Origin of the sequence: Nonomuraea sp. NPDC059007, from assembly GCF_042740555.1 — a bacterium.
In the GTDB taxonomy this organism is placed as follows: Bacteria; Actinomycetota; Actinomycetes; order Streptosporangiales; family Streptosporangiaceae; genus Nonomuraea.
This window is the reverse complement of record NZ_JBHYJD010000007.1, coordinates 293,670-317,624: the sequence shown is the minus strand read 5'-3', so window position 1 is coordinate 317,624 and position 23,955 is coordinate 293,670. Positions and strand designations below refer to the sequence as shown.

Here is a 23,955-nt window from a genome sequence, read left to right as displayed (position 1 = left end):
GCCCATTGAGTCGCGGACACCCCCGATCCTCCGTCAAAATGTTCGACATGGCCCGACGCACCACGACCCCGCCTCCGGAGGACTTCGAGGAGAGGATCGTCGACATCGACGTCTCCTCCGAGATGCGCACCAGCTTCCTCGAGTACGCCTACTCGGTCATCTACCAACGCGCGCTGCCAGACGCGCGCGACGGTCTGAAGCCGGTGCAGCGCCGCATCCTCTACTCCATGAGCGAGATGGGGCTGCGCCCCGACCGCGGGCACGTCAAGTCCTCGCGCGTCGTCGGCGACGTCATGGGCAAGCTCCACCCCCACGGCGACTCCGCGATCTACGACGCGCTCGTGCGCCTGGCGCAGCCGTTCTCGATGCGGCTGCCGCTCGTCGACGGCCACGGCAACTTCGGCTCGCCCGACGACATGCCGGCCGCCATGCGCTACACCGAGGCGAGGCTGGCTCCCGCCGCCATGCTCATGGTGGAGTCGCTCGACGAGGACACCGTCGACTTCAAGCCCAACTACGACGGCCAGGAGACCGAGCCCACGGTCATGCCGGCCGCCTTCCCCAACCTGCTCGTCAACGGCACCACCGGCATCGCCGTCGGCATGGCCACCAACATGGCCCCGCACAACCTCGGCGAGGTCGTCGCCGCCGCCCGCCACCTGATCAAGAAGCCGGACGCCTCGCTCGACGAGCTGATGCGGTACGTGCCCGGCCCCGACCTGCCCACCGGCGGCTCGATCATCGGCCTGCAGGGCATCCGCGACGCCTACGAGAGCGGCCGCGGAACCTTCCGCATGCGCGCCAAGTGCACGGTCGAGCAGATCACCCCGCGGCGCAAGGGCATCGTCGTCACCGAACTGCCCTACGCCGTCGGCCCCGAGCGCGTGGTCACCAAGATCAAGGACCTGGTGACCAGCAAGAAGCTCCAGGGCATCGCCGACCTGAAGGACCTCACCGACCGGCACAAGGGCCTGCGCCTGGTCATCGAGATCAAGAACGGCTTCGTCCCCGAGGCCGTGCTGGAGGAGCTCTACCGGCTGACGCCGATGGAGGAGACCTTCGGCATCAACAACGTGGCGCTCGTCGACGGCGAGCCCCGCACGCTCGGCCTGCGCGAGCTGCTCCAGGTCTACGTCGACCACCGCATCACGGTCGTGCGCCGCCGCTCGGAGTACCGCCGCCGCAAGCGGCAGGAGCGCCTGCACCTGGTCGACGGCCTCATCATCGCGCTGCTCAACATCGACGAGGTCATCCAGGTCATCCGTTCCTCCGACGACTCCGGTCAGGCCCGCCAGCGCCTGATGGACGTCTTCGAGCTGACCGACATCCAGGCCGCCTACATCCTCGACACGCCGCTGCGCCGCCTGACCCGCTTCGACAAGCTGGAGCTCGACAGCGAGAAGGAGCGGCTGAGCGCGGAGATCGCCGAGCTCAGCGAGATCCTCGGCTCCGAGGCGCGGCTGCGTCAGGTGGTCTCCGGCGAGCTGGCGGAGGTGGCCAAGAAGTACGGCACGCCGCGCCGTACCGTGCTGCTGGAGTCGGCCGGAGTGGCCCGCACGCCGGTGGCGTCGCTGATGATCGCCGACGACCCGTGCCTGGTGCTGCTGTCGTCCACCGGGCTGCTGGCCCGTACCCCCGACGCCACGGCGCTGCCCGGCGAAGGCGAGCGCACCGCTCACGACGTGCTGGTCTCGGCGGTGCGAAGTACGGCGCTCGGCAGCGTCGGCGTCGTCACCTCCGAGGGCCGCATGGTCCGCGTGGCCGTGGCCGACCTGCCCACGCTGCCGCCCTCGGCCAACCCGCCGTCGTTGTCCGGCGGGCATCCGGTGGCCGAGTTCATCACGCTCGACTCCGGTGAGAGCGTCGTCGGCCTGGGCTCGCTCGACCCCGACAGCCCCGGCCTCGCGCTGGGCACCGCGCAGGGCGTGGTCAAGCGGGTCGTGCCCGAGTACCCGGGCAACCGCGACGACTTCGAGGTCATCACGCTGAAGGACGGCGACCAGGTGATCGGCGCCGTCGAACTCGACTCCGAGGACGCCGATCTGGTCTTCGTCACCTCCGACGCGCAGATGCTCCGCTTCTCCGCCTCCTCCGTACGCCCCCAGGGCCGGCCGGCGGGCGGCATGGCGGGCATCAGGCTCGACGGCGACGCCAGGGTCATCTTCTTCGGCGCCGTCGACCCGTCCCGCCCGGCCCAGGTGGTCACGGTCGCGGGATCGGCCACCGCCCTGCCCGGCACCCAGGTGGGCGGCGGCAAGGTCTCCGACTACGCCGAGTTCCCCGCCAAGGGCCGCGCCACCGGCGGCGTACGCGCCCAGCGCTTCCTGAAGGGCGAGGACGTCCTGCTGCTCGCCTGGGTCGGCCCCGCGCCGGCCAAGGCGGTCTCGGCGACGGGCAAGCCCATCCCGCTGCCCGAGGAGATCAGCCGCCGCGACGGCTCCGGCCTGCGCCTGACCCACACGATCGGCGCGGTGGGCGGCTCCCTGGCCGCCGACACTCCGCCCGCCACGCAGCCCCCCGCCCAGGCGGGAGCCGAAGAGCTGTTCTGACCCGCCCGGCTTTGCCCTCACCCGAGGGCAAAGCCCGGTCAGAAATCGGAGAGAGCGCTCTCTAGCCTGGCTTGGCGATTCGGGTCACTATGGGGTCTCGTCGAGATCCTGGAGGCGTCGTGACCCCCCACCGCCGCAGAACGCGCTTTCTCGCACTCTTAGCCCTGCTGGGCGCCACGCTCTTGGCCGCCCCCGCGCAGGCGGCGGCGGAGCCGCTGGACGTCACCGACTTCGAGTCCGACACCGTCCCCGCGGGCGTCTACCCGTGGGGCAACGACGCGGCCTCCACGCCCCGGCTGGCGATCGCCGCCGCGCCCGACCGGCCCGGCGCGGCGAGCACCAACCGGGCCCTGAACGCCGAGTACACCGTCAGCCAGTGGGGCGGCTGGTCACACGACCTGGCCGCCACCCAGGACTGGTCGCCCTACTCGGGCTTCTCCTTCTGGGTCAAGGGCACCGCCTCGGGCCAGCGGGTGTTCTTCGAGGTCAAGGACGGCGGCGCCGGCGCGGGCAGCGCCGAGCTGTTCGAGTCGTCCTTCACCGACGACACGGCGGGCTGGCGGCAGATCCAGGTCCCGTTCGCCGGCTTCGTCCGGCGCGGCGACTACCAGCCCGGCGGCGCCCCCACCGACGGCGAACTGGACCTGGTCGCGATGTGGGGGTACGCGATCCGCTTCCCCACCGCCTCGGGCACCCTCGTCTTCGACGACGTCCAGGTGTACGGCACCGCGCCCCCCAGACCGGTCAGGCTGAGCACCGACGCCCCGGTCTACCCCGTGAACGAGAAGGGCGGCGCCGAGGTCAAGGTCACCGTGACCACCGCCGACGGCAAGCCGCTGCCCGCCGACGCCAACGTCACGTACCGGACCGGCGCGGGCACCGCCACCCCCGGCCAGGACTACACCCCGGCCGACGGCGTGCTCACCTTCCCCGCGGGCACCGCCTCCGGCACGGCCAAGGCGTTCACCGTCAGGACGCTCGCCGACCGGCAGGCCGAGGTCGCCGAGACGATCCCGGTCGTGCTGTCGGGTGAGGGTGTCAGGCCGCCCGCCGACGAGCCCGCGATCGTGGTCAACGCGCACGGCCTGCCGTACCTCGACAAGGGCAGGAGCGTGAAGGAGCGGGTGCGTGACCTGCTCGGGCGCATGACGCTGGCCGAGAAGGCCGGGCAGATGACGCAGGCCGAGCGCGGCGCGCTGGGCAAGCAGGACGACATCGCCGAGTACCTGCTCGGATCGCTGCTGTCGGGCGGGGGCTCGGCGCCGTCGGTGAACACGCCCAAGGGCTGGGCCGACATGGTCGACGGGTTCCAGTTGCGCGCGCGGCAGACCCGGCTGCAGATTCCGCTCATCTACGGCGTGGACGCGGTGCACGGGCACAACAACGTGATCGGCGCGACGATCTTCCCGCACAACGTGGGCCTGGGCGCCACGCGTGACCCGGCCCTGGTGGAGAAGACGGGTGAGATCACCGCCAAGGAGGTCAAGGCGACCGGCATCCCCTGGGACTTCGCGCCGTGCCTGTGCGTCTCGCGGGACGAGCGGTGGGGGCGCGCCTACGAGTCGTTCGGCGAGGACCCGGCGCTGGCCGGCCGGATGGCCACGATCGTGGACGGCCTGCAGGACCACGGCGTGCTGGCCACCGCCAAACACTACGTCGCCGACGGCGGCACAACCTACGGCACCTCCTCGACCGGCGACTACACCATCGACCAGGGCGTCTTCACCGGAACCCGGCAAGAACTGGAGGCGCTGCACCTGGCGCCGTTCGCCGAGGCGATCAAGCGGGGCGTGGGCAGCGTCATGCCGTCCTACTCCAGCGTCGGCCCGACCAAGATGCACGCCCACCGCGAACTGATCACCGACGTGCTGAAGGGCAGGCTCGGCTTCAAGGGCTTCGTGATCAGCGACTGGGCGGCGATCGACCAGATCCCCGGCGACTACCCGTCCGACGTGCGCACCTCGATCAACGCCGGGCTCGACATGATCATGGTGCCGTACGCGTACCCGCAGTTCGTGGCCGCGCTCACCGCCGAGGTGACCGAGGGCCGCGTCACGCTCGCGCGCGTGGACGACGCGGTGAGCCGCATCCTGACGCAGAAGTTCCGGCTGGGACTGTTCGAGCGCCCCTTCGCCGACCGCTCGGGCCTGGCCGCCGTGGGCTCGCCCGGCCATCGAGCGCTCGCCCGTACGGCCGCCGCCAAGTCGCAGGTCCTGCTGAAGAACGACGGCGCCGTGCTGCCGCTGCCCCGGACCGCCAAGGTGTACGTGGCCGGGTCCAACGCCGACGACGTCGGCAACCAGTCCGGCGGCTGGACGATCAGCTGGCAGGGCGCCTCAGGACCGACCACGCCGGGCACCACCATCCTGGAGGGCATCCGCGGCCGGGCCTCCTCCGTCACCTACTCGGCCGACGCCTCCGCCCCGACCGCCGGTCATGACGTGGGCGTCGTGGTCGTGGGCGAGACGCCGTACGCCGAGGGCATCGGCGACGTCGGGCGCCAGGGGCGCACCCTTGAGCTGTCGGCTGCCGACAAGGCGGCGGTCGCGTCGGTCTGCGGCGCGCTGCGCTGCGTCGTCGTGGTGGTGTCGGGACGGCCGCTGCTGCTCGGCGACCTGTCGGGCGTCGAGGCGGTCGTGGCCGCCTGGCTGCCGGGGACCGAGGGGGCCGGGGTGTCGGATCCGATGTTCGGCGCGGCGCCGTACACGGGACGGCTGCCCTTCACCTGGCCCGCCTCGATGGAGCAGGTGCCGATCAACGTGGGAGATCCGGTGTACCGTCCGCTGTTCCCCTATGGGTTCGGGCTGCGCACCGATCGGGCGCGTACGCGGCTGGCGGCCCTGCGTGAGCAGTTGAGCAGGGGCGACGGGCTGTCCAAGGCGGCCGCTGCGGTGCTGGGCGCGGTGCTGCCCGAGCGCCACTGGAACGCCGACGGGTCGGTGCGCGACGGCCGTACCGTGCTGCGGGCGGTGGGTGTGGCCGCCGCGTTGCTGGAGAGGTCGCGTACCGACACCTACGCGCACGGCGACGCGCTCGTCTCGGTGGCCAGAGATCCGGCGCAGGCGGCCGGCCACGACCCGGCGGCGCAGGCGCTGGCCGACCAGGCGCTCGCGGCGGGCGACCTGACCGGTGCCGTGAAACTGCTCGCGGGCTAGTCCGAGGTCTCGCCCACGCACAGGCAGAACGGGTGACCGGCCGGGTCGAGGAAGACACGGAAGGTGTCGTCCTCGCTCGGCTGGTACTCGTGCTTGCGCGCGCCGATCTTCAGGACCTGCTCCTCGGCGACGTCCAGGTCGTCGACGGTGACGTCGAGGTGGAACTGCTGGGGCCGGGCGGGGTCCGGCCAGTCCGGCGGCTGGTGGTCCTCGGCCAGCTGGAAGGCCAGCCGGGCGGGCGGGCCGCCGTCGGTGACGACCACCCAGGTCTCGTCCTCCTCGCTGACGACACGCCAGCCGAGCAGTTCGGAGTAGAAGCGGGCCAGCTCGATGGGCGAGGGGCAGTCGAGCACGGTGGTGCGGAATCTGGCGATGCCTGTCATGCCCAGACTTCTACCTCATCCTCGGCGCCCGACACCTGGCTCACGCGGTGACGGTGGCGGGCAGGGCCAGCAGGAGCTCGTGGGGCTCACCGGCCTGCCAGTCGCGGATCAGGCGGGCCCCGGCCTCGCCGGGGTCGAAGTCCTCGCAACCGAGCGGGCCGTAGCAGCCGGCCTTGTCGAGCATGGCGATCAGCGGGTCGTCGTCGGGCAGGCTGGCCGCGTACGCGGCCGCGTCGAAGAGCGCGAGCGCGCCGCGGGCGTTCCTGCCCTCGTCGTTGGACTCCACCCGGTCGAGGCGGCGGCGCGCCTGGGAACGCAGATAGGCGGCGAGGGTTTCTGACCGGCTCACGGCAACCTTCTCAATCACTCACGTGCGGCTACAGCATCATCACAAAGAGTAAGGGGTGATCGTGGGATGTTCGCCAACTTCACCCTGCTGGGCACCCCGGAAATACTCATGAAACGCGTGTGCGGCATCATCTGACTCATGAGTGAATTCGACGACCTGCTGGCCGACAACGCCAAGTACGCCGCCGGCTTCACCGGCTCCGACCTCACCGGAAGCGCGGCCCGCGGGCTCGCGGTGGTGACGTGTATGGATTCGCGCATCGACCCCTTGGGGCTGCTCGGCCTGGTGCCGGGCGACGCCAAGATCCTGCGCAACGCCGGTGCCCGCGTCACCGACGACGTCCTGCGCACCCTGGTGCTGGCGGTCTTCCTCCTGGGCGTCGAGCGCGTCCTGGTGATGCCGCACACCGACTGCGGCATGTCCAAGGTCTCCGACGACGACGTGCACGCCCTCGCACAGAAGCAGGGCGTGGACACCCGCAGCCTGGAGTTCCACACCGTCCCCGACCAGCGGGAGGCCCTGCGGCACGACCTGACCCGGATCAGGACCACCCCGTTCTTCCCGCACCCGCTGCCGGTGGGCGGAGCGATCTACGACGTCCACACCGGGAAGCTGCAGCCCGTGGAGCTCTGACCTGGACAAATGCCCTATTCGACCGCTACGGCATGTCCTACCGGGCAAAGATCGCCGGATGCGCTCGAATAGGGATCATGTTTGATCCGGACCCGCTGATCGTGGCCCATCGAGGCGCTCCCAAGGTGGCGCCCGAGAACACCCTGGCCGCCTTCCGCGCCGCCGGCACCGCCGGCGCCGATCTCTACGAGCTGGACGTCCACCAGACCCAGGACGGCCACCTCGTGGTCATCCACGACGCGTCGCTGGCCCGCACCACCGACGTCGAGCAGGTCTTCCCCGACCGCGCCCCGTGGCGGGTGCGGGACTTCACGCTGGAGGAGATCAGCAGGCTGGACGCCGGGACCTGGTTCGACCAGAAGTTCGCCGGGGAACGGGTGCCGACGCTGCGCGCCGTCCTGGAGGCCATGAAGGGCGGCCCCGGGCTGCTGCTGGAGGTCAAGCACCCCGCCGACGCGCCCGAGGTGGCCGAGCGCCTGGCCGGGCTGATGGCGCTCGCGCCGCCGCTGACGATCGTGCAGAGCTTCGACTGGCAGTTCATCAAGAAGTTCCAGGCCAGGGGAGAGCGGGCGGTCCTCAGCAGGTCGCCGGCCGCGGCCGAGCTGACCGACATCGCCGAGTACGCCGAGTACGTGAGCGTCAAACACCGCGCCATGACCCCCGCCTACGTCCGCCGGGCGCACCGGCTGGGTCTCAAGGTGCTCGCCTTCACCGTGAACCGGCGCCCTGCCCTGCGCCGGGTCGTCGCGGCCGGGGTGGACGGGCTGATCACCAACCGGCCCAAGGCGCTGCGGCGGGCACTGGAGACCCACGTGTGCTTCACCGCGCCGCCCGAGCTGGTCTCCATGACGAACAGGCGGGTCTGCCCTCCCGAGACGCCCGCTCCCACGGCTCCGGCGCCGGTTCCCACACCCGTGGTGGGGACCGGGCTGCCCCTTGTGACCAGGCCTGTCGTGCCGTTGCTCTGACCACTTCGGGGGCCGGCGGGGCGCGCGTCACGGCGGCCCGCCCCGTCTCGCCGGAGGAGCGTCTCCCTGGACGGGGGCCCGCCCCGTGCGGCGGGTGGGGGTGGGGTGGCTGGGCCGTAACGAGGAGTCGATGTGATTTCGTCGGCGCGGACTGGTAACAAGGACAGCATGTTTGACGACACCGCCGCGCTGCGCGAAGAGGCCGAGACGCGACTCAGGGCGCTCGCGGGGGACCACGCGCGCCTCAGAGACGACCAGTGGTCCGCCATCGAGGCGCTCGTCGTCGACCGCAGGCGGGTGCTGGTGGTCCAGCGCACGGGCTGGGGCAAGTCGGCGGTCTACTTCGTGGCCACCGGGCTGCTGCGCGATCTGGGCGAGGGGCCCACGGTCATCGTCTCGCCGCTGCTGGCGCTCATGCGCAACCAGATCGCCGCCGCCGAGCGGGCCGGGATCAGGGCCGTCACCATCAACTCCGCCAACCCGGAGGAATGGGGCCGGATCTACGAGCAGGTCGCCGACGGCCTGGTCGACGTGCTGCTGGTCAGCCCCGAACGGCTCAACAACCCCGACTTCCGCGACAACGTCCTGCCCGAACTGGCCGAGAGCGCCGGGCTCGTCGTGGTCGACGAGGCCCACTGCATCTCCGACTGGGGCCACGACTTCCGGCCCGACTACCGGCGGCTGGCGACGCTGTTCGAGGAGCTGCCGCCCGGCATCCCGGTGCTGGCCACGACGGCCACCGCCAACGCGCGCGTGACCCGCGACGTCGCCGAGCAGATGGGCGAGCAGACCCTGGTGCTGCGCGGGCCGCTGGAGCGCGAGAGCCTCCACCTCGGCGTGGTCAAGCTGCCCACGGCCGAGCAGCGGCTGGCCTGGCTGGCGCGGACCCTCCACGAGCTGCCCGGCTCCGGCATCGTCTACACGCTGACCGTCGCCGCCGCCCACGAGATCGCCGGCTACCTGCGCGAGCAGGGCCACGAGGTGGCCGCCTACTCCGGCCAGACCGACCCGGCCGAGCGCCTGGCCGCCGAGGAGGCGCTGCTCACCAACAAGATCAAGGCGCTGGTCGCCACCAGCGCGCTCGGCATGGGCTTCGACAAGCCCGACCTGGGCTTCGTCATCCACGTCGGCGCGCCCCAGTCGCCCGTCGCCTACTACCAGCAGGTCGGCCGGGCCGGGCGCGGCGTCGAGCGGGCCGAGGTGATCCTGCTGCCCGGCACCGAGGACCGCGACATCTGGGCCTACTTCTCCTCGCTGGCCTTCCCACCTGAGCAGCAGGTACGCGCGACGCTGGCCGCGCTGGCGGAGAGCGGCGGCGTGCTGTCCACGCCCGCGCTGGAGAGCCGGGTCGACCTCAGCCGCAGCCGCCTGGACATGATGCTGAAGGTCCTCGACGTCGACGGGGCCGTGCACCGGGTCAAGGGCGGCTGGGAGGCCACCGGCGAGCCCTGGGACTACGACGCCGAGCGCTACTCGCGCATCGCCGCCGAGCGCAAGGCCGAGCAGGACGCCATGCTCGCCTACCAGAGCACCGGCGAGTGCCGCGAGGAGTTCCTGCGCAAGCTGCTCGACGACGAGGCCGCCAAGCCGTGCGGGCGCTGCGACAACTGCACCGGGCAGCACCGCTCGGCCGAGATCGGCGCCCAGGCGGTCGAGTCGGCCCGCCGGCGGCTCGGGCGGCCCGGCGTGGAGATCGAGGCGCGCAAGCAGTGGCCGACGGGCCTGTCCGACCTGTCCGGGCGGATCAAGCCCGAGCTGGGCGCCGAGCCGGGGCGCGCACTCGGGCGGCTGACCGACATCGGATGGGGCAACCGGCTGCGCGAGCTGTTCGCCGGCGGCGACGCGGCGGTCTCCGACGAGATGTTCAAGGCCGTGGTGCAGGTGCTGGCCGCGTGGGAGTGGCGCGAGCGGCCGGTGGCCGTGGTCAGCGTGCCGTCGGGCTCGCGGCCGGCGCTGGTGCGCGGGTTCGCGGAACGGCTGGCGCAGGTCGGCCGGCTCACCTACCTGGGCGAGCTGGGCTACCGGGCGGGCTCGCCGGGCAGCCAGTTCAACAGCGCCAAGCGGGTGCAGGCGATCCGGGCGACGCTGGCGATGCCCAAGGAGCTCGGGGCCGCGATCGCCGCGTGCGGCGGTCCCGTGCTGCTGGTCGACGACCGGGTCGACACCGGCTGGACCATGACCCTGGGCGCCGCCCTGATCCGCCACGCCGGCGCCCCCGCCGTGCTGCCGTTCGTCCTGGCCACCACGTCCTAGGCGCGCCCGGCGGTGGCCAGGGCGGCGCGGGAGCGGGCGATCTCCTTGAGCGTGCGCACCCGCCAGGTCGGCTCGCCCAGCGGGCCGAGCAGGGCGGCGCAGGTCAGGAAGTGGCCGAGGGCCGCCTGTTCGTCCCCGCGCCACCGACGGGTCTCGCCCAGCGCGAACTCGGTCAGCGCCTCCCCGTGCACGTCACCGGCGGCGGCGAACATCCTGCCGCACTCGGCCAGCATCGCGGTCGCCTGCTCGAAGTGGCCGAGCGCCGCGTGCGCCTCGCCCAGGCGGCGTAACGTCATGCGCTCGCCCTTGGCCCAGTCGAGTTCGCGGGCCAGGCGCAGGCTCTCCTCGTAGTGCTCGATGGCGCTCTCGACCTTGCCCATCTCGAAGCGGGCGATGCCGAGGCCGCGCAGGAGATCGGCGTGGTACTGGGCGTTCTGGGCGCCGCCGGTCAGCACGAGGCCGAGCTCGCACACCTCGGCCGCCTCGGGCCATCGGGCCTGGTGCAGGTGGATGACGGACATGGCGATCCAGGCGTTGGCCAGGCCGTTGGTGTCGCCGTACTCGAGGAAGCGGTCGGCGGCGAGGGTCGTGTGGGCGAGCGCGCGGCCGAGGTCGCCCGCGGCGGCGGCGCAGGTGCCGAGCATGGTGAGGGCGTAGGCGGCCTCGTGCTGGTCGCCGTCGGCCTCGGCGGCGGCCAGGAGTTCACGCAGTTCGGCCCCGACCTCGCGGTGCCGGCCCCGGTCGAGGCCGACGTCGACGCGCATGAGCCGCAGGCGGCGGGCGGTCTTGCGGTCGGCGCCGGCGCTGACCGCGCTGAGCAGGCGGTCGGCGTCGTCGTGGAAGCCGCGGATGGTCAGGAACGGCGTGATCACCTCGGCCAGCCGGGCGGCCATGGACGGGGCGGCGGCCTGCGCCACGGCCAGCAGCGTCTTGCGCTCGGCCAGCAGCCAGGCGCGGCGGCGCGGCCCGGCGGGCGGCGTGCGGGGCAGCGCGTCGGGCGCCGGGGGCACGAGCGGCAGCGGCAGTTCGGTGGTGGCGGCCATCAGGCGCTCCAGCGACTCCTGTGACAGGCGGCGCAGCGCGTCGGCCTGCCCGTCCACGGCCAGTTCCCTGGCGAAGTCGCGCAGCAGGTCGTGCATCCGGTAGCGGGCCTGCCCGGCGCCGTCGATCTCGCTGGCGGTGATCAGGCCGGCGGTGGCGAGGTCCTCGACCGCCTGGTCGGCCAGGCGGGGTGGCTGGCCGAGCAGCGCCCGCATCGACCAGTCGGCCACGCTGTCGAGCCCGGTCACGCCGAACATCAGGAACGCCCGCCTGGCCGCGATCGACAGCGGCGCGAAGCCCATCGCGTACGTGCTGCGCACGTCGAGCCGGCCGTAGCGCAGCTCGTCGAGGCTGGCCGAGGAGATGCGCTCGGCGAAGTCGGCCAGCGGCCAGGCGGGCCGGGTGGCCAGGCGCGCTCCGGCGATCCGGATGGCCAGCGGCAGCCGCCCGCAGACCCGCACGATCGTCTCGGCCGAGTCCGGGGCGGCGGCGACGCGGTCCCGCCCGGCGATCCCCGCCAGCAGCCGCTGCGCGTCCTCGAACGGCAGCACCTCCAGCGGCACCGCCGTCGCACCGGGCAGCGCGGCCAGCGGGCCGCGGGAGGTGACGATCACCGCGCTGCGCGGCGTGCCCGGCAGCAGGTGCTGCACCTGCAGCTCGTCGCGGGCGTCGTCGAGCACGACCAGCACCGCCCGGTCGGCGACCCGCGCCCGGTACATCGCCGCACGGTCCTCCGTCGCCGCGGGCAGCATCTCGCCGTCGACACCGAGCGCCTTGAGCAGCTCGGCGAGGGCGTCGCCGGGGTCCATGCCGCCGAGCCTGGCGAACAGCTGCCCGTCCGGATAGCGCTCACGCACCCGATGAGCCGCGTGTACGGCCAGCGTGCTCTTGCCCGTCCCCGGCGGCCCGGATACGACGACGATGGCCGGGGCGGACCCGCCCATGTCCAGGGCGCCGGTCACGGTGGCCAGCTCGGCGGCCCGGCCCACGAAGTCGCCCAGGTCGGCGGGGAGCTGGCACAGGCCGGTCCAGGCGGGGGCGGCCCGCCGTACCGGAGGGTGGGCCTGTTCGCCGGCGAGCAGCGCGCCGTGCAGCTCGCGCAGTTCGGGGCCGGGCTCCACGCCGAGCTCGTCGACGAGGATCTTGCGGGCGCGGATGTAGGCGTCGAGCGCCTCGGCCCGCCGGCCGGCGCCGTGCAGGGCGAGCATGAGCTGGCGCCAGGGGCGTTCGCGCAGGGGGTCGGCCTCCAGCCGGGCGTACAGCTCGGCGATCAGTTCCTGGTGGTGGCCGAGCGCCAGCCGTACGTCGGTCCAGTCGGCGCGGGCGCGGTCGGCCTGCTCCTCCAGTTCGGCGATGCGGGCGGCGAGGGTGCGCGCCAGCGGCGCGTCCTCGGCGGGGCGGCCGCGCCACAGCCGGAACGCGCGCTGGAACAGCACGTGCGCGGCGGCCAGGTCGTCGCGGGCGGCGTGCTCGCGGGCCCCCTGTACGGCTTCGCCGAAGGCCAGCAGGTCCAGCCGCCCGGGGTCGGCGCGCAGGCGGTAGCCGGGCTCGCACGTCTCGACGTCGATGGCGGCGCGGCGGATCTGGGAGACGTAGGTCTGCAGGTTGGACACGGCCGAGCGCGGCGGCCGCTCCCAGACGGCGGCGATGAGCCGGTCCCTGGAGACGATCTGGTTGGGGTGCAGGAGCAGCGCGCTGAGCACGGCGCGCGGCTTGCGGGGGAGCTGGACGGAGCCGCCGCCGCCGGAAATGAGAAGAGGTCCGAGGATACCGAATTCCACATGAACCTCCAGTTATGGGGGCGTCAGTGGTGACTTTATGGCGTTTTTGTGGCGCTGCACAGGACTGTTGATCACGTAGAGACGCGGGGAAGGGAGGTTCGCATGAAGATCGAGGTTCGCAAGGTCGAGGCCGTCAAGGCCACCGTTCGGGACGCCTGATTCACCGCGATCGGGCGAGGACGGTGCTACCTCGCCCGATCCGCTCTGACCGTCCTTCGAGGAGAGGCTGTGCGAGTCGTTCTGAAGGAATGCGCCTGGGAGTCCCTGGGCGAGGATCTCGTCCTGGTGCACGATCCCCGGGAGGCGCTGACGCTGGCCGACCCCGGCGGCCAGGTCGCCGCCCTCCTCGACGAACTGGCCAAGGGCCCCGCCACCGCCGCCGGGCTGTCGGCCGCGCTGCGGGCGCGCGGGGTCGAGCTGAGCGAGGACGACGTCGCCGACGGACTCGACGGGCTCGACTCGCTCGGGCTGCTGGAGGACGCGGGCGAACGCTGGCTCGGCGACCCGGAGGCCGACGAACGCCACTTCTCCACCATGACGTTCCTGGGCGCCTTCTCCGGCCTGCGCGTGTCCAGGGCCGAGATGATGCGCAGGCTGCGCCGTTCCCACGTGCTGGTGCTCGGGGCCGGCGGCGGGGGATCCTCGGTCGTGCAGTCGCTGGCCGGCCTCGGCGTCGGCAGGCTGACCATCGTCGACCGCGACGACGTCGCCCCGCGCAACTTCGCCCGCCAGTTCCTCTACCGCCACGCCGACATCGGCAGGTCCAAGGTCGAGCGGGCCGCGGAGTGGGTACGCGAGTACGACCCCGCCATCGAGGTACGCGCCGTCGACCGGTGGATCGCCGGACCCGAGGACCTCAAGGACCTCACCGACGGCGTCGACCTCATCGCGGGCGGCCTGGACGGCGAACCCGGCGCCCACCTGTGGGTCAACGAGGCCGCCCTTCGCGCCGGCATCCCGCTCGTGGCCGGCGGCATGGGCCGTACGCAGCTGATGTACTGCTCCGTCGACCCCGGCAGGAGCCCGTGCCTGCTGTGCGACGAGTCCGACCGGCCCGATCCCAGCTCGCCCACCTCCGGCGGCGTCGCCCAGCGGCTCAGCCAGGGGCTCCAGCTCAACAACGCGCTCATCGGCCCCATCGCCGCGCAGATGGGCTCGCTCATCGCCTACGAGGCGCTGCGCTACCTGACCGGATTCGAGCCGCCTCGGGCCGCGGGGGCGCGCGTGATGCTCGATCTCAGGACGGGACTGGTGCCGGTGTGGGAGCCGTTCCCGGCCGATCCCGGCTGTCCGGCCTGCGCGCTCGCCCCGCGGAGAGGCACCCCATGACCCAGACCGTACGGCTGCGCCCGCTGAGCCTCGTCGAGGAAGGCGAGGAGGTCCTGGTCGGCGACCCCGAATCGGGCACCTTCATCACCATCCCCGCGGTCGGCGGCGTCGTCATCTCCGCCCTGCAGCGCGGCGCCACCACCGAGGAGGCGGCGCGCGAGGCCGAGGCGTTCGCCGGCGAACCCGTGGACGTGCCCTCCTTCGTCGAGGTACTCCAGGAACTCGGCTTCGTCGACGACGGCGAACAACAGGAGGCGCCCAAGACCGCGCCCATCCAGGGCAGACGCTGGCTCGGCGGCGTACGCGAGGAGCACGTCAGGCCGTTCTTCGGCCCGGTCGCCTGGACGATCTACGCCGCCTGCGCGGTGTTCTGCCTGGCCGTCTTCGTCGTCGAACCACGCCTCTTCCCCCAGCCGGGCGAGGACGCGTTCGTGCTGGCCGACATCGGGCTGAGCGCGCTGCTGCTGGTGCCGTTCTCGATGGCGTCGATGGCGTTGCACGAGGCCGGGCACTGGCTGGCCGCGCGGGCGATCGGCATCAGGTCCCGCTTCGGCGTGGACCGGCGCATGATGCTGCTGGTCTTCGAGACCGACCTCACCCAGGTGTGGAGCGTTCCCCGGCGCAGACGCTACGGGCCGCTGCTCGGCGGCATGGCCATCGACGTGGTCACGCTCGCCGTCCTGCTCGGCATCCGCCTGACCGGCCCGCCGCAGCCCGTCGACGACACCCTCGCCGTCTGGGTGTTCGTGAAGCTCACCGGCCTGCTCTGGCAGTGCATGATCTTCATGCGCACCGACCTGTACGCCGTCCTGGTCAACTGGCTCGGCTGCCGCAACCTGTGGGAGGTCAAGTCGCTCATGCTGCGGCGGGCCTTCGGCCGGCTGACCCCGGCCCAGGCCGAGGAGCTGGCCGCCGCCGCACCGGCCGACCTCCGCGCCGCCCGGTGGTTCCGGTGGGTCTGGCTGGCCGGGTTCGCCGGGGTCCTGGCCTGGTTCTGGTTCCTGCTGCTGCCGGTCATCGTCACCGTCCTGGAATGGACCGCCGAGGGTCTCGTGCTCGGCCCGCTCACCGTGACGTTCTGGTACCGGCTCGGCTGCGCCACGCTGCTGCTCGGTCCCGAGACGCTCGCCGCCGCGATGGCCGTGGTCCACTGGGCGGGACGGCTCAGGGCCGCGCGGGGACGGGCGAGAGTGCCACAACCACAGGAAGGCTGAGACCCTCAGGGTCCAGGCCCATCGTGACCAGGCCCCGGCGAACGCCGGGGTGCGGCTCGGGTTCCTCAGGGAAGAGTGTTCTGGCAGAGGCGAACAGCGCCAGCCGCGGCCTGCCCCGCGACCCGCTGTGCCAGGCGACGCTCAGCCCGAGCCGCCGGCCGCGCAGGCGGCCGAGCCCGCCCGGGAGGTGTTCCTCCAGGGCGCGCACGGCCGCCGCGTGGCCGCTCTCCAGCAGCACCGGCAGCAGATCCAGCGGGTCGTCCAGCATCGGCAGCCGGAAGTACAGCTCCGTCTTGCCCGTCTTCGGCTCCGTCCCGGCCATGCGCGGGCGGGCGCCCACCGGCAGCCTCGCCACCACCGCCGCGATCGGCTCCGGCATGGGGTACGGCGGGCCGTCAGCGAGTTCCGCGTACACCTTGAGCCGCCCGTCGGGCTTGCCCCCGATCCACGCCCCGAACCTGGCCGAAGCCACCCGCCCCGGCAGCGGCTCCAGGCAGGGCTGCCCGGCCTCCTCCAGCACGCGCAGCACCTCACCGAGCCGGTCCGCGTCGGGGAACTCCGGCGGCGCCACCTCCGCCGCCCAGCTCAGCCCGTCGGGTCCCGGCGTCAGCTCCACCGGGCAGCCCGAGGGCGTCAGGCGGCTCCACCGCCACGTCACCTCCGGCCAGCGGCCGGCCGCCAGCCGGTCGAGGAGGTCGTCCAGAAGCGGCGGCAGGTCGTGGCCGGCGATCGCGCGCAGGGCCGCTTTCACAGGTGGATCCCGATCAGGGTGTCCACGCCCAGGGCCTGCGGGTGGCGGATCAGCGCGCCGTCTTGGCGGATGATCGTGACCTGGTGGCGGAACTCGCGCCGTGCGGGGTCGACGAGCGCGACGCGCAGGGGCAGCGGGCTCACGGCGCTGCCGGGGATCTCCAGGCGGGCGCGCCGGTGGTAGTTGTTCGCCGGGTCGTCGTACTCCACCTCCAGGAAGGCCATCCTGACCGTGCCCTGCTCGAACAGGGGGAGGGCGAGGATGTCGAGGGAGTCGGGGAAGGGGTCGTTGACCGGCAGGAAGGAGGCGTCGCCGGAGAAGGCCGGGGTGACGCGGGTGGTGCCGTCGCTCAGGTGGTGGGTGAGCTGGGCGGTCCACGACCTCTCCGCGGGCCTGGTCAGGCGCAGGCGCCACTGCTGTGCGGCGTCCTTCGGGCGGACGCGGAAGATGTCGCGGCGCTGGAAGGTGTGGCCGTCGTCGTAGCGCAGGTCCACGTCCACGGCGTCGACGATGCCGGGGTCGATGCGGTTCGGGAAGATCTCCAGCTTGAGGAAGCCGAGGTCGTCCTGGGGGTCGGCCTTGAGCGTGCGGTCCTTGGTACGCCGGGGCGGGACCTGGTAGGAGAGCTTCTCGCCGATCCAGCCGGAGTTGGCGAGGAAGTGGTGCTCCATGCCGACGGTGAAGTCGAGGTCACGGGCGGCGTTCAGGAACGTGGTGAAGCGGGCCGGTCCGGGGGCGGCCTGGGTGAGGCGGAAGTCCTCGGGGCCGTTGCCGCCGTAGTCGATGGCCACGTCGGTGGCGAACAGGCCGATGCCCGCGAAGTCCACGGGCGCGGCCACGTCGACGTCGATCTTCTTGAAGAAGGAGTCGGCCAGATCAACCTTCAGGAAATACGACGATTTGTCGGCCAGGTCGTCGAGCAGGAGGCCGACGAAGCCCTGGGGGGCGTAGGTGCGTTTGACGGCCTTGCGGCGTTCGAAGACGAGGGTGACCTTCTTGCGTTCCTCCTGACGGAGGACCTTGAGCTTGAAGGAGACCAGCGCCGGGATGGACGCCGCGCCGCCCTCCTGGGGGCCGGGCGCGGGCCGCGGCGGCGGAGGCGGCGGCGTCCCCCCGGGTGGTGCGCCCCCGGGCGGGGTTCCTCCGGGCGGGGTGCCCCCGGGAGGAGTGCCGCCAGGCGGGGTGCCGCCAGGCGGGGTGCCGCCAGGCGGGGTGCCGCCAGGTGGGGTGCCGCCTGGGGGTGTTCCGCCGGGTGGGGTGCCTCCGCCGGATGGGGTTCCTGGTTTGATGAGCTTCTTGGCCCGGTCGAAGATGGCGTCCAGCCCCTCCGGTTGCGTCGGGCCCTGCAGCTTGCCCAGCGACAGCGACGGCTCGAACCACTTCGACAGCAGGTCGGTCTTGAAGAAGTCGAGCGCCCACTTCTCCGCCTGGTCCCCGGTCCCCTCGAAGTCGATCACCTTGATCGTGATGGCCCCGTTCGCGACCAGTTCCTCGAACCCGGCGTCGATCCCCACCCGCAGCCAGTAGATCTGCGCCTCCAGCCCGGCGGAGAAATGGGTGTAGACCCGGTCAAGGTCCGCGGTGATCTCCACGTGCAGATCCGGGGTCAGCGCCGAGTACGTCAGGTCGTAGACCACCCCGATCGGCGTCAGCCCGTTGGCGAAGGCCGCCTCCAGGATCGTCGCCCCCGCCTCGTCCAGCACCAGGGAGAAGGCCGCAGTCTCCTCCCCGACCAGCGACGGCTTGGCCGCGCCCATGATCCGCGTCACGGGCGTGAACGCGCCGGGCGGCGCCGTGGTCCCGCCGGGCCCCTCCAGGTTCAGCGCCAGGCACCGCACGCTGCCGGCCTCCACCGGCGCCGCCGCCAGCCGGGGGTTCGCCGCCAGCGCCTGCGCCTGACCCAGGATCTTGCTCCGGGTGGCGGCGGGCAGGGTCACCGCCGTCTCCAGCATGAGGAAGCCCCCGCCCTCGATCCCCGCGTCCTTCACGTCGGGCCGGTACTGCAGGAAGCTGAACGCCGCCCGCCCGTCGGAGCGGGTACGCAGCACCACCTCCGTCGCCAGATACCAGAACTGGTCAGGATCGGCATGGTCGCGGAACACCGTGACCCCGTCGACCTCGAACGTCTGCGACCCCAACTGCAACATCCCGGCCTCCCCGGTCAGACGACGACGGCGTCGGTGTCGTGCACCTGCCAGTCGCGCGTGGACTTGAGCCCGTTGGTGAAGAAGCGCTCGACCCTGAGCTCGTAGAAGTCGTCCGCCTGGGTGGTGAACTCGTAGTCGAAAACGGCGCTGGCGCCACCCGACTCGAAGGTGAACGCGTCGGAGAACCCGCCGGGCGTCCTGGCCGCCACCTCGATCCGCTTGAGGCCGTCGAAGTCGCCGGGCGCCCGCACCGCGATCGCCCGCTGCCCGCGCGGGCCGACGAAGATCTGGGAACGCAGGGTGCTGGACCGCGGCGCCTTGACCACGCTCCCGTCGCGCATCAGCATCGTGACCCGGTAGGCGACCCGCTCGACCGTCACGTCCAGGCGGTCGGCGACGAACTGCCGCGGCTGCTGCCCCTGCACCAGTTCGATCGAGTCGCCGATCCGGATGCCGTTGGCCGGGTCCTCGTACGACAGGTCGACGAAGGCCCGTTCCACCCGCGTCCAGTCCAGGACGGGCGTCAGCGTCACCCGCAGCCGGGCGGGGAACGGGTCGGGCACGTCGATGAGCGGCTGCGTGACCGGCGCGAGCGGCGTGACCCGGTCGCGGTTGTCGGCGGCCCGGTAGGTGATCCGCGCCATGACCGGCCCGGCGGGCTCGCCGACCAGGAACCGTTCCCAGGTGTCCGACGGGTGGCCCTGCGTGAGCTGCACGACGTCGTGCTGGCGGATGCCGTGGCCCGGGTCGTCGTAGCGCAGCTCCACCTGCACCAGCGGGTAGCGTTCCCACGGGAACGACGCGCGGGTCAGCACCGGGATCTGCTCCTGGGCGAACAGCGCCCGCGGCTGGATCGGCGCGGTCTCGCCGGTGACCTGCGTCGTCTCCGACTCCAGCCGGTGCGGCCGCTCGCCGGTCGGGTCGGGGTGGAGGTCCACGGCGAAGCGCAGGGCGACCGGTTCGATCAGCTTGCCGTCCTCGACGTGGGAGAGCCACTCGACCGTGTCCTCCTGACGGGCCTGGTCGAGGTGGACGCTCTTGACCTCGCCCCGGTAGGTGAGGAAGGCCGTCATCGAGCGCACCGGGTCCTTGGCGAAGTCGGCGTGCGAGATGACCTTGACCCGGCGCCGCTGGAACCACGGATGGTCGGCGTTGATCACCTTGACGTGCTTGGTCCTGTCCACGCCGCCGCTCTCGCGGAACAACCCGCTCAGGTGCCCCTGCGGGTAGATCGTGCGGCGGACCGTGGCGCGTTCGGACAGGTTCACGTCCAGGCGCTTGCGGTCGATCCTGGTGAAGTGGGTCTTCTTGTAGGTGAACACGCCCAGCGGGGTGCTGCGCGCGGGGGAGAACGAGCGGACCACCTCACGGGCCCGGTCCCAGCCGTCGGGCGGCTCGCGCAGCGGGTCCAGCGAGCTCTCGAAGAACGCGTCGGTGATCATGCCCCGGACGCGGGCCGCGGCGGCGTCCCTGCGGGCGGCGAAGGTGCCGGACTCGGTGTCCTCGGGGACCGTGGTGTCGACCTCGAAGACGATCGCCTGCTGCTCCTCCAGCTTCTCCATGACGTCCTGGATCTGGACGGAGGTGAACAGGCCTTCCTGGCCGAACGACTCGTCGAGGATCTCCTGGGCCCGGCTCCAGTCGATGCTCAGCCGTACGTGGTAGGCGGGGCGAAGGGCCAGGTAGTCGAGCTGGTAGACGACGCCGATGGGCGACAGCGTGAGCTCCATGGCCTGGTCGAGCAGTTCCACGCCGCGCGCGTCGAGTTCGACGGAGAAGGCGGCGTTGTTGTCGCCGAACAGGGACGGCTTGCCGCCGTGCCGGATGGCCTTGACGAAGGTTCCGCCGGTCCCGCCGCTCTGCTGGCCGAACAGCATCAGCGTGACGCCGCCGTCGAAGACCGGCAGCGGCGCCAGGTTCGGCTCGTCGGCCAGCCCGGCCAGCCGCTTGACCTCCGCGCGTACCTGCGCGAACTGCTGGGGGCCCAGGCCGAGGTGCACGTCGAAGTCGGCGAAGCCGCCCGTCCCCGAGGTGGAGAAGAACTTCAGCAGGCTGAACGCCGGCACGCCGCCCTCCATCCGGAAGGAGGGCGACAGCGGCAGGTAGTAGAACTGGCGCGGGTCGGAGTGGTCCCGCATCACGGTGACACCGTCGATCATGAAGTACGGCGGAGCCTCGATGATCATGGCAGTTCCACGACCAGCTTCTCGTCGTCCACCGGCTCCTGCGACCGGTCCGTGACCGAGTCCCCGTTCTCCATGAAGAACTTCGCGAACCAGCGGTACTCCTTCTTCTCCCCGTCGGGCAGCGCCAGCTCCCAGGTCCGCTCGGTGGCCTCGCCCTTGCGGAAGACGAACGTCTCGCTCTCCGCCCCGTGGGTCAGCTCCACCGTGGCGAGCTTGACCGTGGTCCAGTCGATGAGGTCGGGCAGCACGGTGACGCTCAGGATGTTGGCCTGCTCGCCGACCACCAGCGTCCGCTCGGTCAGCTCCTTCGGTCCCGGGTCGGAGACGCGCCCGTCGCGGAAGGTGGTGATCGCCCGGAAGGTCAGCTTGCCCTTCGCCTCGTCGATGACCGGGAAGCTGACGTTGACGCCCCGGTTGCCCTTGTCGATGATCACCGACGGGGTCTGCTGGAAGTCGTTGCCCGTCTCGGTGTAGTCGAAGTCGATGAAGATCGTGTCGATGGAACGCTCGAAGTCGCCCCTGCTGCGTACCTGGATGGTCTTGTTGGCCGAGAACGGGTCGTCCACGATGAACGTCTTGTCGGTCAGCCCGGCGAGCTCACGCACGAACTCCCTGCCGTCCTTCATGAAGTACTTCAGCGACCCGCCATACGGCTGCGCGGGCTGCAGCAGCACCGCCTTGACGCTCTGCTTGGTGAAGTTCTTGTCGATCTGGAACGTCTTGGCCGGCCGGTCGCCCGGTGCGATCTCCGGGTGCCGCAGCGTCAGGACGGCCTTGGTGACCTGGTCGAAGTTCATGTCGCCGATCTCGACGTCGACCATCCAGAGACCGAGGTCATCAATGTTGATCTTGAGGTCGTCACCCTCGTGGTCGATGAGCGGGCTGGTGAACGTACGGCTCTCGCCCTTGTAGTTGACGACGTAGCGGTACTTGAACTTCTTCGGCTGCCCGTCGAGGAACGCGTCGAACTTGCCCACGTCGTCGGCCTTCTTGAACGTGAACGTCCTGACCCCGTGCTTGGCGGTGTGCGGCGGGAAGTCGACGGTCACGTCCACGCTGAAGATCGGCAGCACCTCGAACTCGGCGTTGACCTGGATGGTGAGGTTGAGCTGGCGCAGGAACGGATGGTCGGCGTCCACCTCCTGGGAGAAGTCCTCGAACTTCAGCCCCATCTCGACGATCGACTTGACGTTGGCCTGCGGACCCTTGGTCACGGTCGTGACCTGCTTCTCCCTGAACTGGATGAACACGTCCGACGACTTGTTGACCATGACGCTGCGCTTGATGTTCTCGAAGTCGGCGTCGCGGACCTTGGAGAAGTCGCGGTTCTCGGGCGGGATGGCCTCGATGAGGTTGCGCTTGATGGCGTCGTCGAGGTGCTGGGTCATCAGCCCTCTGACCGTGTTGAGCACCGGGTGGTCTCTCGGCAGCACGCCGGGGTCGATGTCCACGACGCGCGACTCGGAGTTGATGAAGATCTCGTCGACGCTCTCGGTGAAGTCGTCCTCGGACCAGAAGTTCTCCTCGAAGTCGACCTGCTGGACGAAGCTGTAGAACTTGCTGGCCGTCCAGTGGCCCGTGGCCCGCACCTCGGGCAGCCGCGCGGCGAACGACAGGTCGTAGGTGACCCGCACGCCGCCGGCGCCGGCGGTCTTCATCGCGGCCTCGAAGATCGACGCGCCGAACTCGGTCAGCTCGGCCGAGATGGCCACGATGTTGTTGCCGTACATGGACGGCTTGCCGGCGTGGTTGACGCGCTGCACGAGGTTGCCGGACCCGCCCAGCATGTCCACGGTGACGGTGCCCGCGGTGAACTCGGGCTTGCTCAGGACGATCGCCTTCGGGTCCACCGGCTGGGCGCCCGGTCCGCGTTCCTGCGTGACCTTCTCGGCCAGAAGGACCGCGAGCGCGGCCGTCTGGGTCTCGTTGAGCGCCAGTTCGATGTCCATGAACACCAGCGCCGCGCCGTTGCCCCCGTTGGGCAGGGGCTTGAGCGTCCGGTAGATCAGGTATTTGAAGACCGGCCTGCCGTTCTCCATCCGCATCGTCGGATCTTCCGGCAGGACGTAGAACTTCAGCGGGTTGTCGCTGTCGCGGTAGACGGTGGCGTCGGGGGTCTGGATGGATTCGAGCAACAAGAGCATGAGCTTTCTCCCTACTTGATGAGATCCGCGAGATCGCGGCTCTGGACGCGGACGATGTCCGACTCGATCAGCTCGGCGACCAGGCGCGCCCGCCCCGCCGTCCCCGACAACGCCGCCTTCACGGCCTCCGCCCGCGAAGGGCCGAGCACGGCCGACAGCGCGGTCCGCCAGGGCGGCGACCCCGAGCTGCCGCCGGTGGCCACGTCCTGCCAGACGCCGTCCTCCTTCACCTGCAGTGCCACGCGCGGCACCTCGACCGGCAGCGCGCGGACCTGCCCGGCCCGCCCGGCCAGTGCGCCCAGCAGCGCCGCCTTCGCCGGCTCGGGCAGGTCGATCCGGCTGGTGAGCTGCAGGAACGCCGTCTCGCCCGCCACCAGGAGGCTGGGCTCGCGGTCGAGGAACGGCCCCGGCGGCACATAGACCCACACGCTCGGATCCCGCGGATCGGGCACCAGTTCGACGCCGTCCACCACGACCGGGGCGGCCTGGTCCACGGTGATGACCGGCCCGTCCACCGGCTCCGACCACGGCCCCGGCGCCACCCGCCACCGCATGCCCGGCCGGAACGGCGAGTCCGCCGTCCACCCGATCTCCGCCTCCGGCCGGGCCACGCTCAGCGGGACCCGCCGCACCTCCGTCTCCGCCTCGGGCGCCCATTCGACGGTGACCGGCGGACGCAGGGCCACCAGCCGCGCCCGGTGCCCGCCGAACCCCGGCAGCACCGCCGGGTCCAGGTCGAGCCGCTGCCGGTCGTCCACCGGCAGTTCCAGCACCCGGCCCCGCCCCAGTGGCCGGATGACCAGCCTGGCCACCGGGTCGCCGGGCAGGTCGGGCACCGCCACCGTGGGCGTGCCCGGTGCGAGCCGCGCCGCCGTACGGCCGGACTGCCTGATCACGTCCACCGTCGCCAGCGCCAGCAGCGCGTCGGAGGCCAGCACCACGCGCAGTGGCAGCGGGAAGTCGTCGCGGTCCAGCACGATGTGCCGCCGGGGGGAAGGCCGCCCCCGCCCCACGACCACCACCCCCCGGGGCAAGAGCGCCCCCCCCCCCCCCCCCCCCCCCCGCCCCACCC

The 23,955-nt window shown here is 71.8% G+C and carries 15 protein-coding genes; 7 read left to right on the top strand and 8 right to left on the bottom strand.

All coding sequences use genetic code 11. The features are described 5' to 3' along the window. Positions 1 to 38: 38 nt before the first annotated feature. Both ACFWY5_RS14500 and ACFWY5_RS14495 read left to right on the top strand, forming a co-directional pair. Positions 39 to 2,549, top strand: a complete 2,511-nt coding sequence (locus ACFWY5_RS14500) for a DNA topoisomerase (ATP-hydrolyzing) subunit A (protein WP_379632178.1) — start codon at positions 39 to 41, stop codon at positions 2,547 to 2,549. Positions 2,550 to 2,668: 119 nt separating this feature from the next. After that, positions 2,669 to 5,704, top strand: a complete 3,036-nt coding sequence (locus ACFWY5_RS14495) for a glycoside hydrolase family 3 N-terminal domain-containing protein (protein ID WP_379632176.1) — start codon at positions 2,669 to 2,671, stop codon at positions 5,702 to 5,704. Here ACFWY5_RS14495 and ACFWY5_RS14490 read toward each other — a convergent pair. Together ACFWY5_RS14490 and ACFWY5_RS14485 are read right to left on the bottom strand one after the other, a co-directional pair. Beyond that, positions 5,701 to 6,087: a VOC family protein gene (locus ACFWY5_RS14490; protein ID WP_379609508.1), complete on the bottom strand. Its 387-nt coding sequence runs from the start codon at positions 6,085 to 6,087 to the stop codon at positions 5,701 to 5,703. The two genes, ACFWY5_RS14495 and ACFWY5_RS14490, sit on opposite strands and share 4 nt — an antisense overlap. A 40-nt stretch (positions 6,088 to 6,127) precedes the next feature. Beyond that, a complete protein-coding gene (locus ACFWY5_RS14485; protein ID WP_379609509.1) occupies positions 6,128 to 6,436 on the bottom strand; it encodes a hypothetical protein in 309 nt (102 codons plus the stop codon). 138 nt (positions 6,437 to 6,574) lie between these two features. On the opposite strand from ACFWY5_RS14485, the gene ACFWY5_RS14480 reads away from it, so the two are divergent. From ACFWY5_RS14480 to ACFWY5_RS14470, 3 genes are all read left to right on the top strand, one after another. After that, the gene (locus ACFWY5_RS14480) at positions 6,575 to 7,069 is read left to right on the top strand and encodes a beta-class carbonic anhydrase (protein ID WP_379609510.1); all 495 of its coding nucleotides are present in this window, start codon (positions 6,575 to 6,577) and stop codon (positions 7,067 to 7,069) included. A 77-nt stretch (positions 7,070 to 7,146) separates the two neighbouring features. After that, the gene (locus ACFWY5_RS14475) at positions 7,147 to 8,037 is read left to right on the top strand and encodes a glycerophosphodiester phosphodiesterase (RefSeq protein ID WP_379609511.1); all 891 of its coding nucleotides are present in this window, start codon (positions 7,147 to 7,149) and stop codon (positions 8,035 to 8,037) included. 168 nt (positions 8,038 to 8,205) lie between these two features. After that, positions 8,206 to 10,290, top strand: coding sequence for a RecQ family ATP-dependent DNA helicase (locus ACFWY5_RS14470; RefSeq protein WP_379632174.1), 2,085 nt, complete (start codon positions 8,206 to 8,208; stop codon positions 10,288 to 10,290). Here the strand turns inward: ACFWY5_RS14470 and ACFWY5_RS14465 are convergent. Then, positions 10,287 to 13,112 (bottom strand): BTAD domain-containing putative transcriptional regulator, encoded by a 2,826-nt coding sequence (locus ACFWY5_RS14465; protein WP_379632172.1) that lies wholly within the window; start codon positions 13,110 to 13,112, stop codon positions 10,287 to 10,289. The genes ACFWY5_RS14470 and ACFWY5_RS14465 overlap by 4 nt on opposite strands. A gap of 228 nt (positions 13,113 to 13,340) precedes the next feature. Between ACFWY5_RS14465 and ACFWY5_RS14460 the strand changes: the two genes are divergently transcribed. After that, positions 13,341 to 14,441: a HesA/MoeB/ThiF family protein gene (locus tag ACFWY5_RS14460; RefSeq protein WP_379609514.1), complete on the top strand. Its 1,101-nt coding sequence runs from the start codon at positions 13,341 to 13,343 to the stop codon at positions 14,439 to 14,441. Next, the gene (locus tag ACFWY5_RS14455; protein ID WP_379632170.1) at positions 14,438 to 15,655 is read left to right on the top strand and encodes a hypothetical protein; all 1,218 of its coding nucleotides are present in this window, start codon (positions 14,438 to 14,440) and stop codon (positions 15,653 to 15,655) included. Before ACFWY5_RS14460 ends, ACFWY5_RS14455 begins: the two co-directional genes overlap by 4 nt. Here ACFWY5_RS14455 and ACFWY5_RS14450 read toward each other — a convergent pair. The 5 genes from ACFWY5_RS14450 to ACFWY5_RS14430 are packed head-to-tail and all read right to left on the bottom strand — an operon-like array spanning position 15,606 to position 23,896. Continuing rightward, complete coding sequence (locus ACFWY5_RS14450) at positions 15,606 to 16,406, bottom strand: hypothetical protein (protein ID WP_379632168.1); 801 nt, start codon at positions 16,404 to 16,406, stop codon at positions 15,606 to 15,608. The genes ACFWY5_RS14455 and ACFWY5_RS14450 overlap by 50 nt on opposite strands. Continuing rightward, entirely contained in the window at positions 16,403 to 18,553 is a 2,151-nt protein-coding gene (locus ACFWY5_RS14445) for a hypothetical protein (protein ID WP_379632166.1), read from the bottom strand. Before ACFWY5_RS14445 ends, ACFWY5_RS14450 begins: the two co-directional genes overlap by 4 nt. Before the next feature lie 14 nt (positions 18,554 to 18,567). Next, a complete protein-coding gene (locus ACFWY5_RS14440) occupies positions 18,568 to 20,739 on the bottom strand; it encodes a hypothetical protein (RefSeq protein WP_379632164.1) in 2,172 nt (723 codons plus the stop codon). Then, on the bottom strand, positions 20,736 to 22,883 hold the full coding sequence (locus ACFWY5_RS14435) for a hypothetical protein (RefSeq protein WP_379632162.1): 2,148 nt from the start codon (positions 22,881 to 22,883) through the stop codon (positions 20,736 to 20,738). Before ACFWY5_RS14435 ends, ACFWY5_RS14440 begins: the two co-directional genes overlap by 4 nt. Positions 22,884 to 22,894: 11 nt before the next feature. Next, positions 22,895 to 23,896, bottom strand: coding sequence for a hypothetical protein (locus tag ACFWY5_RS14430; protein WP_379632160.1), 1,002 nt, complete (start codon positions 23,894 to 23,896; stop codon positions 22,895 to 22,897). Between the last annotated feature and the right edge of the window lie 59 nt (positions 23,897 to 23,955).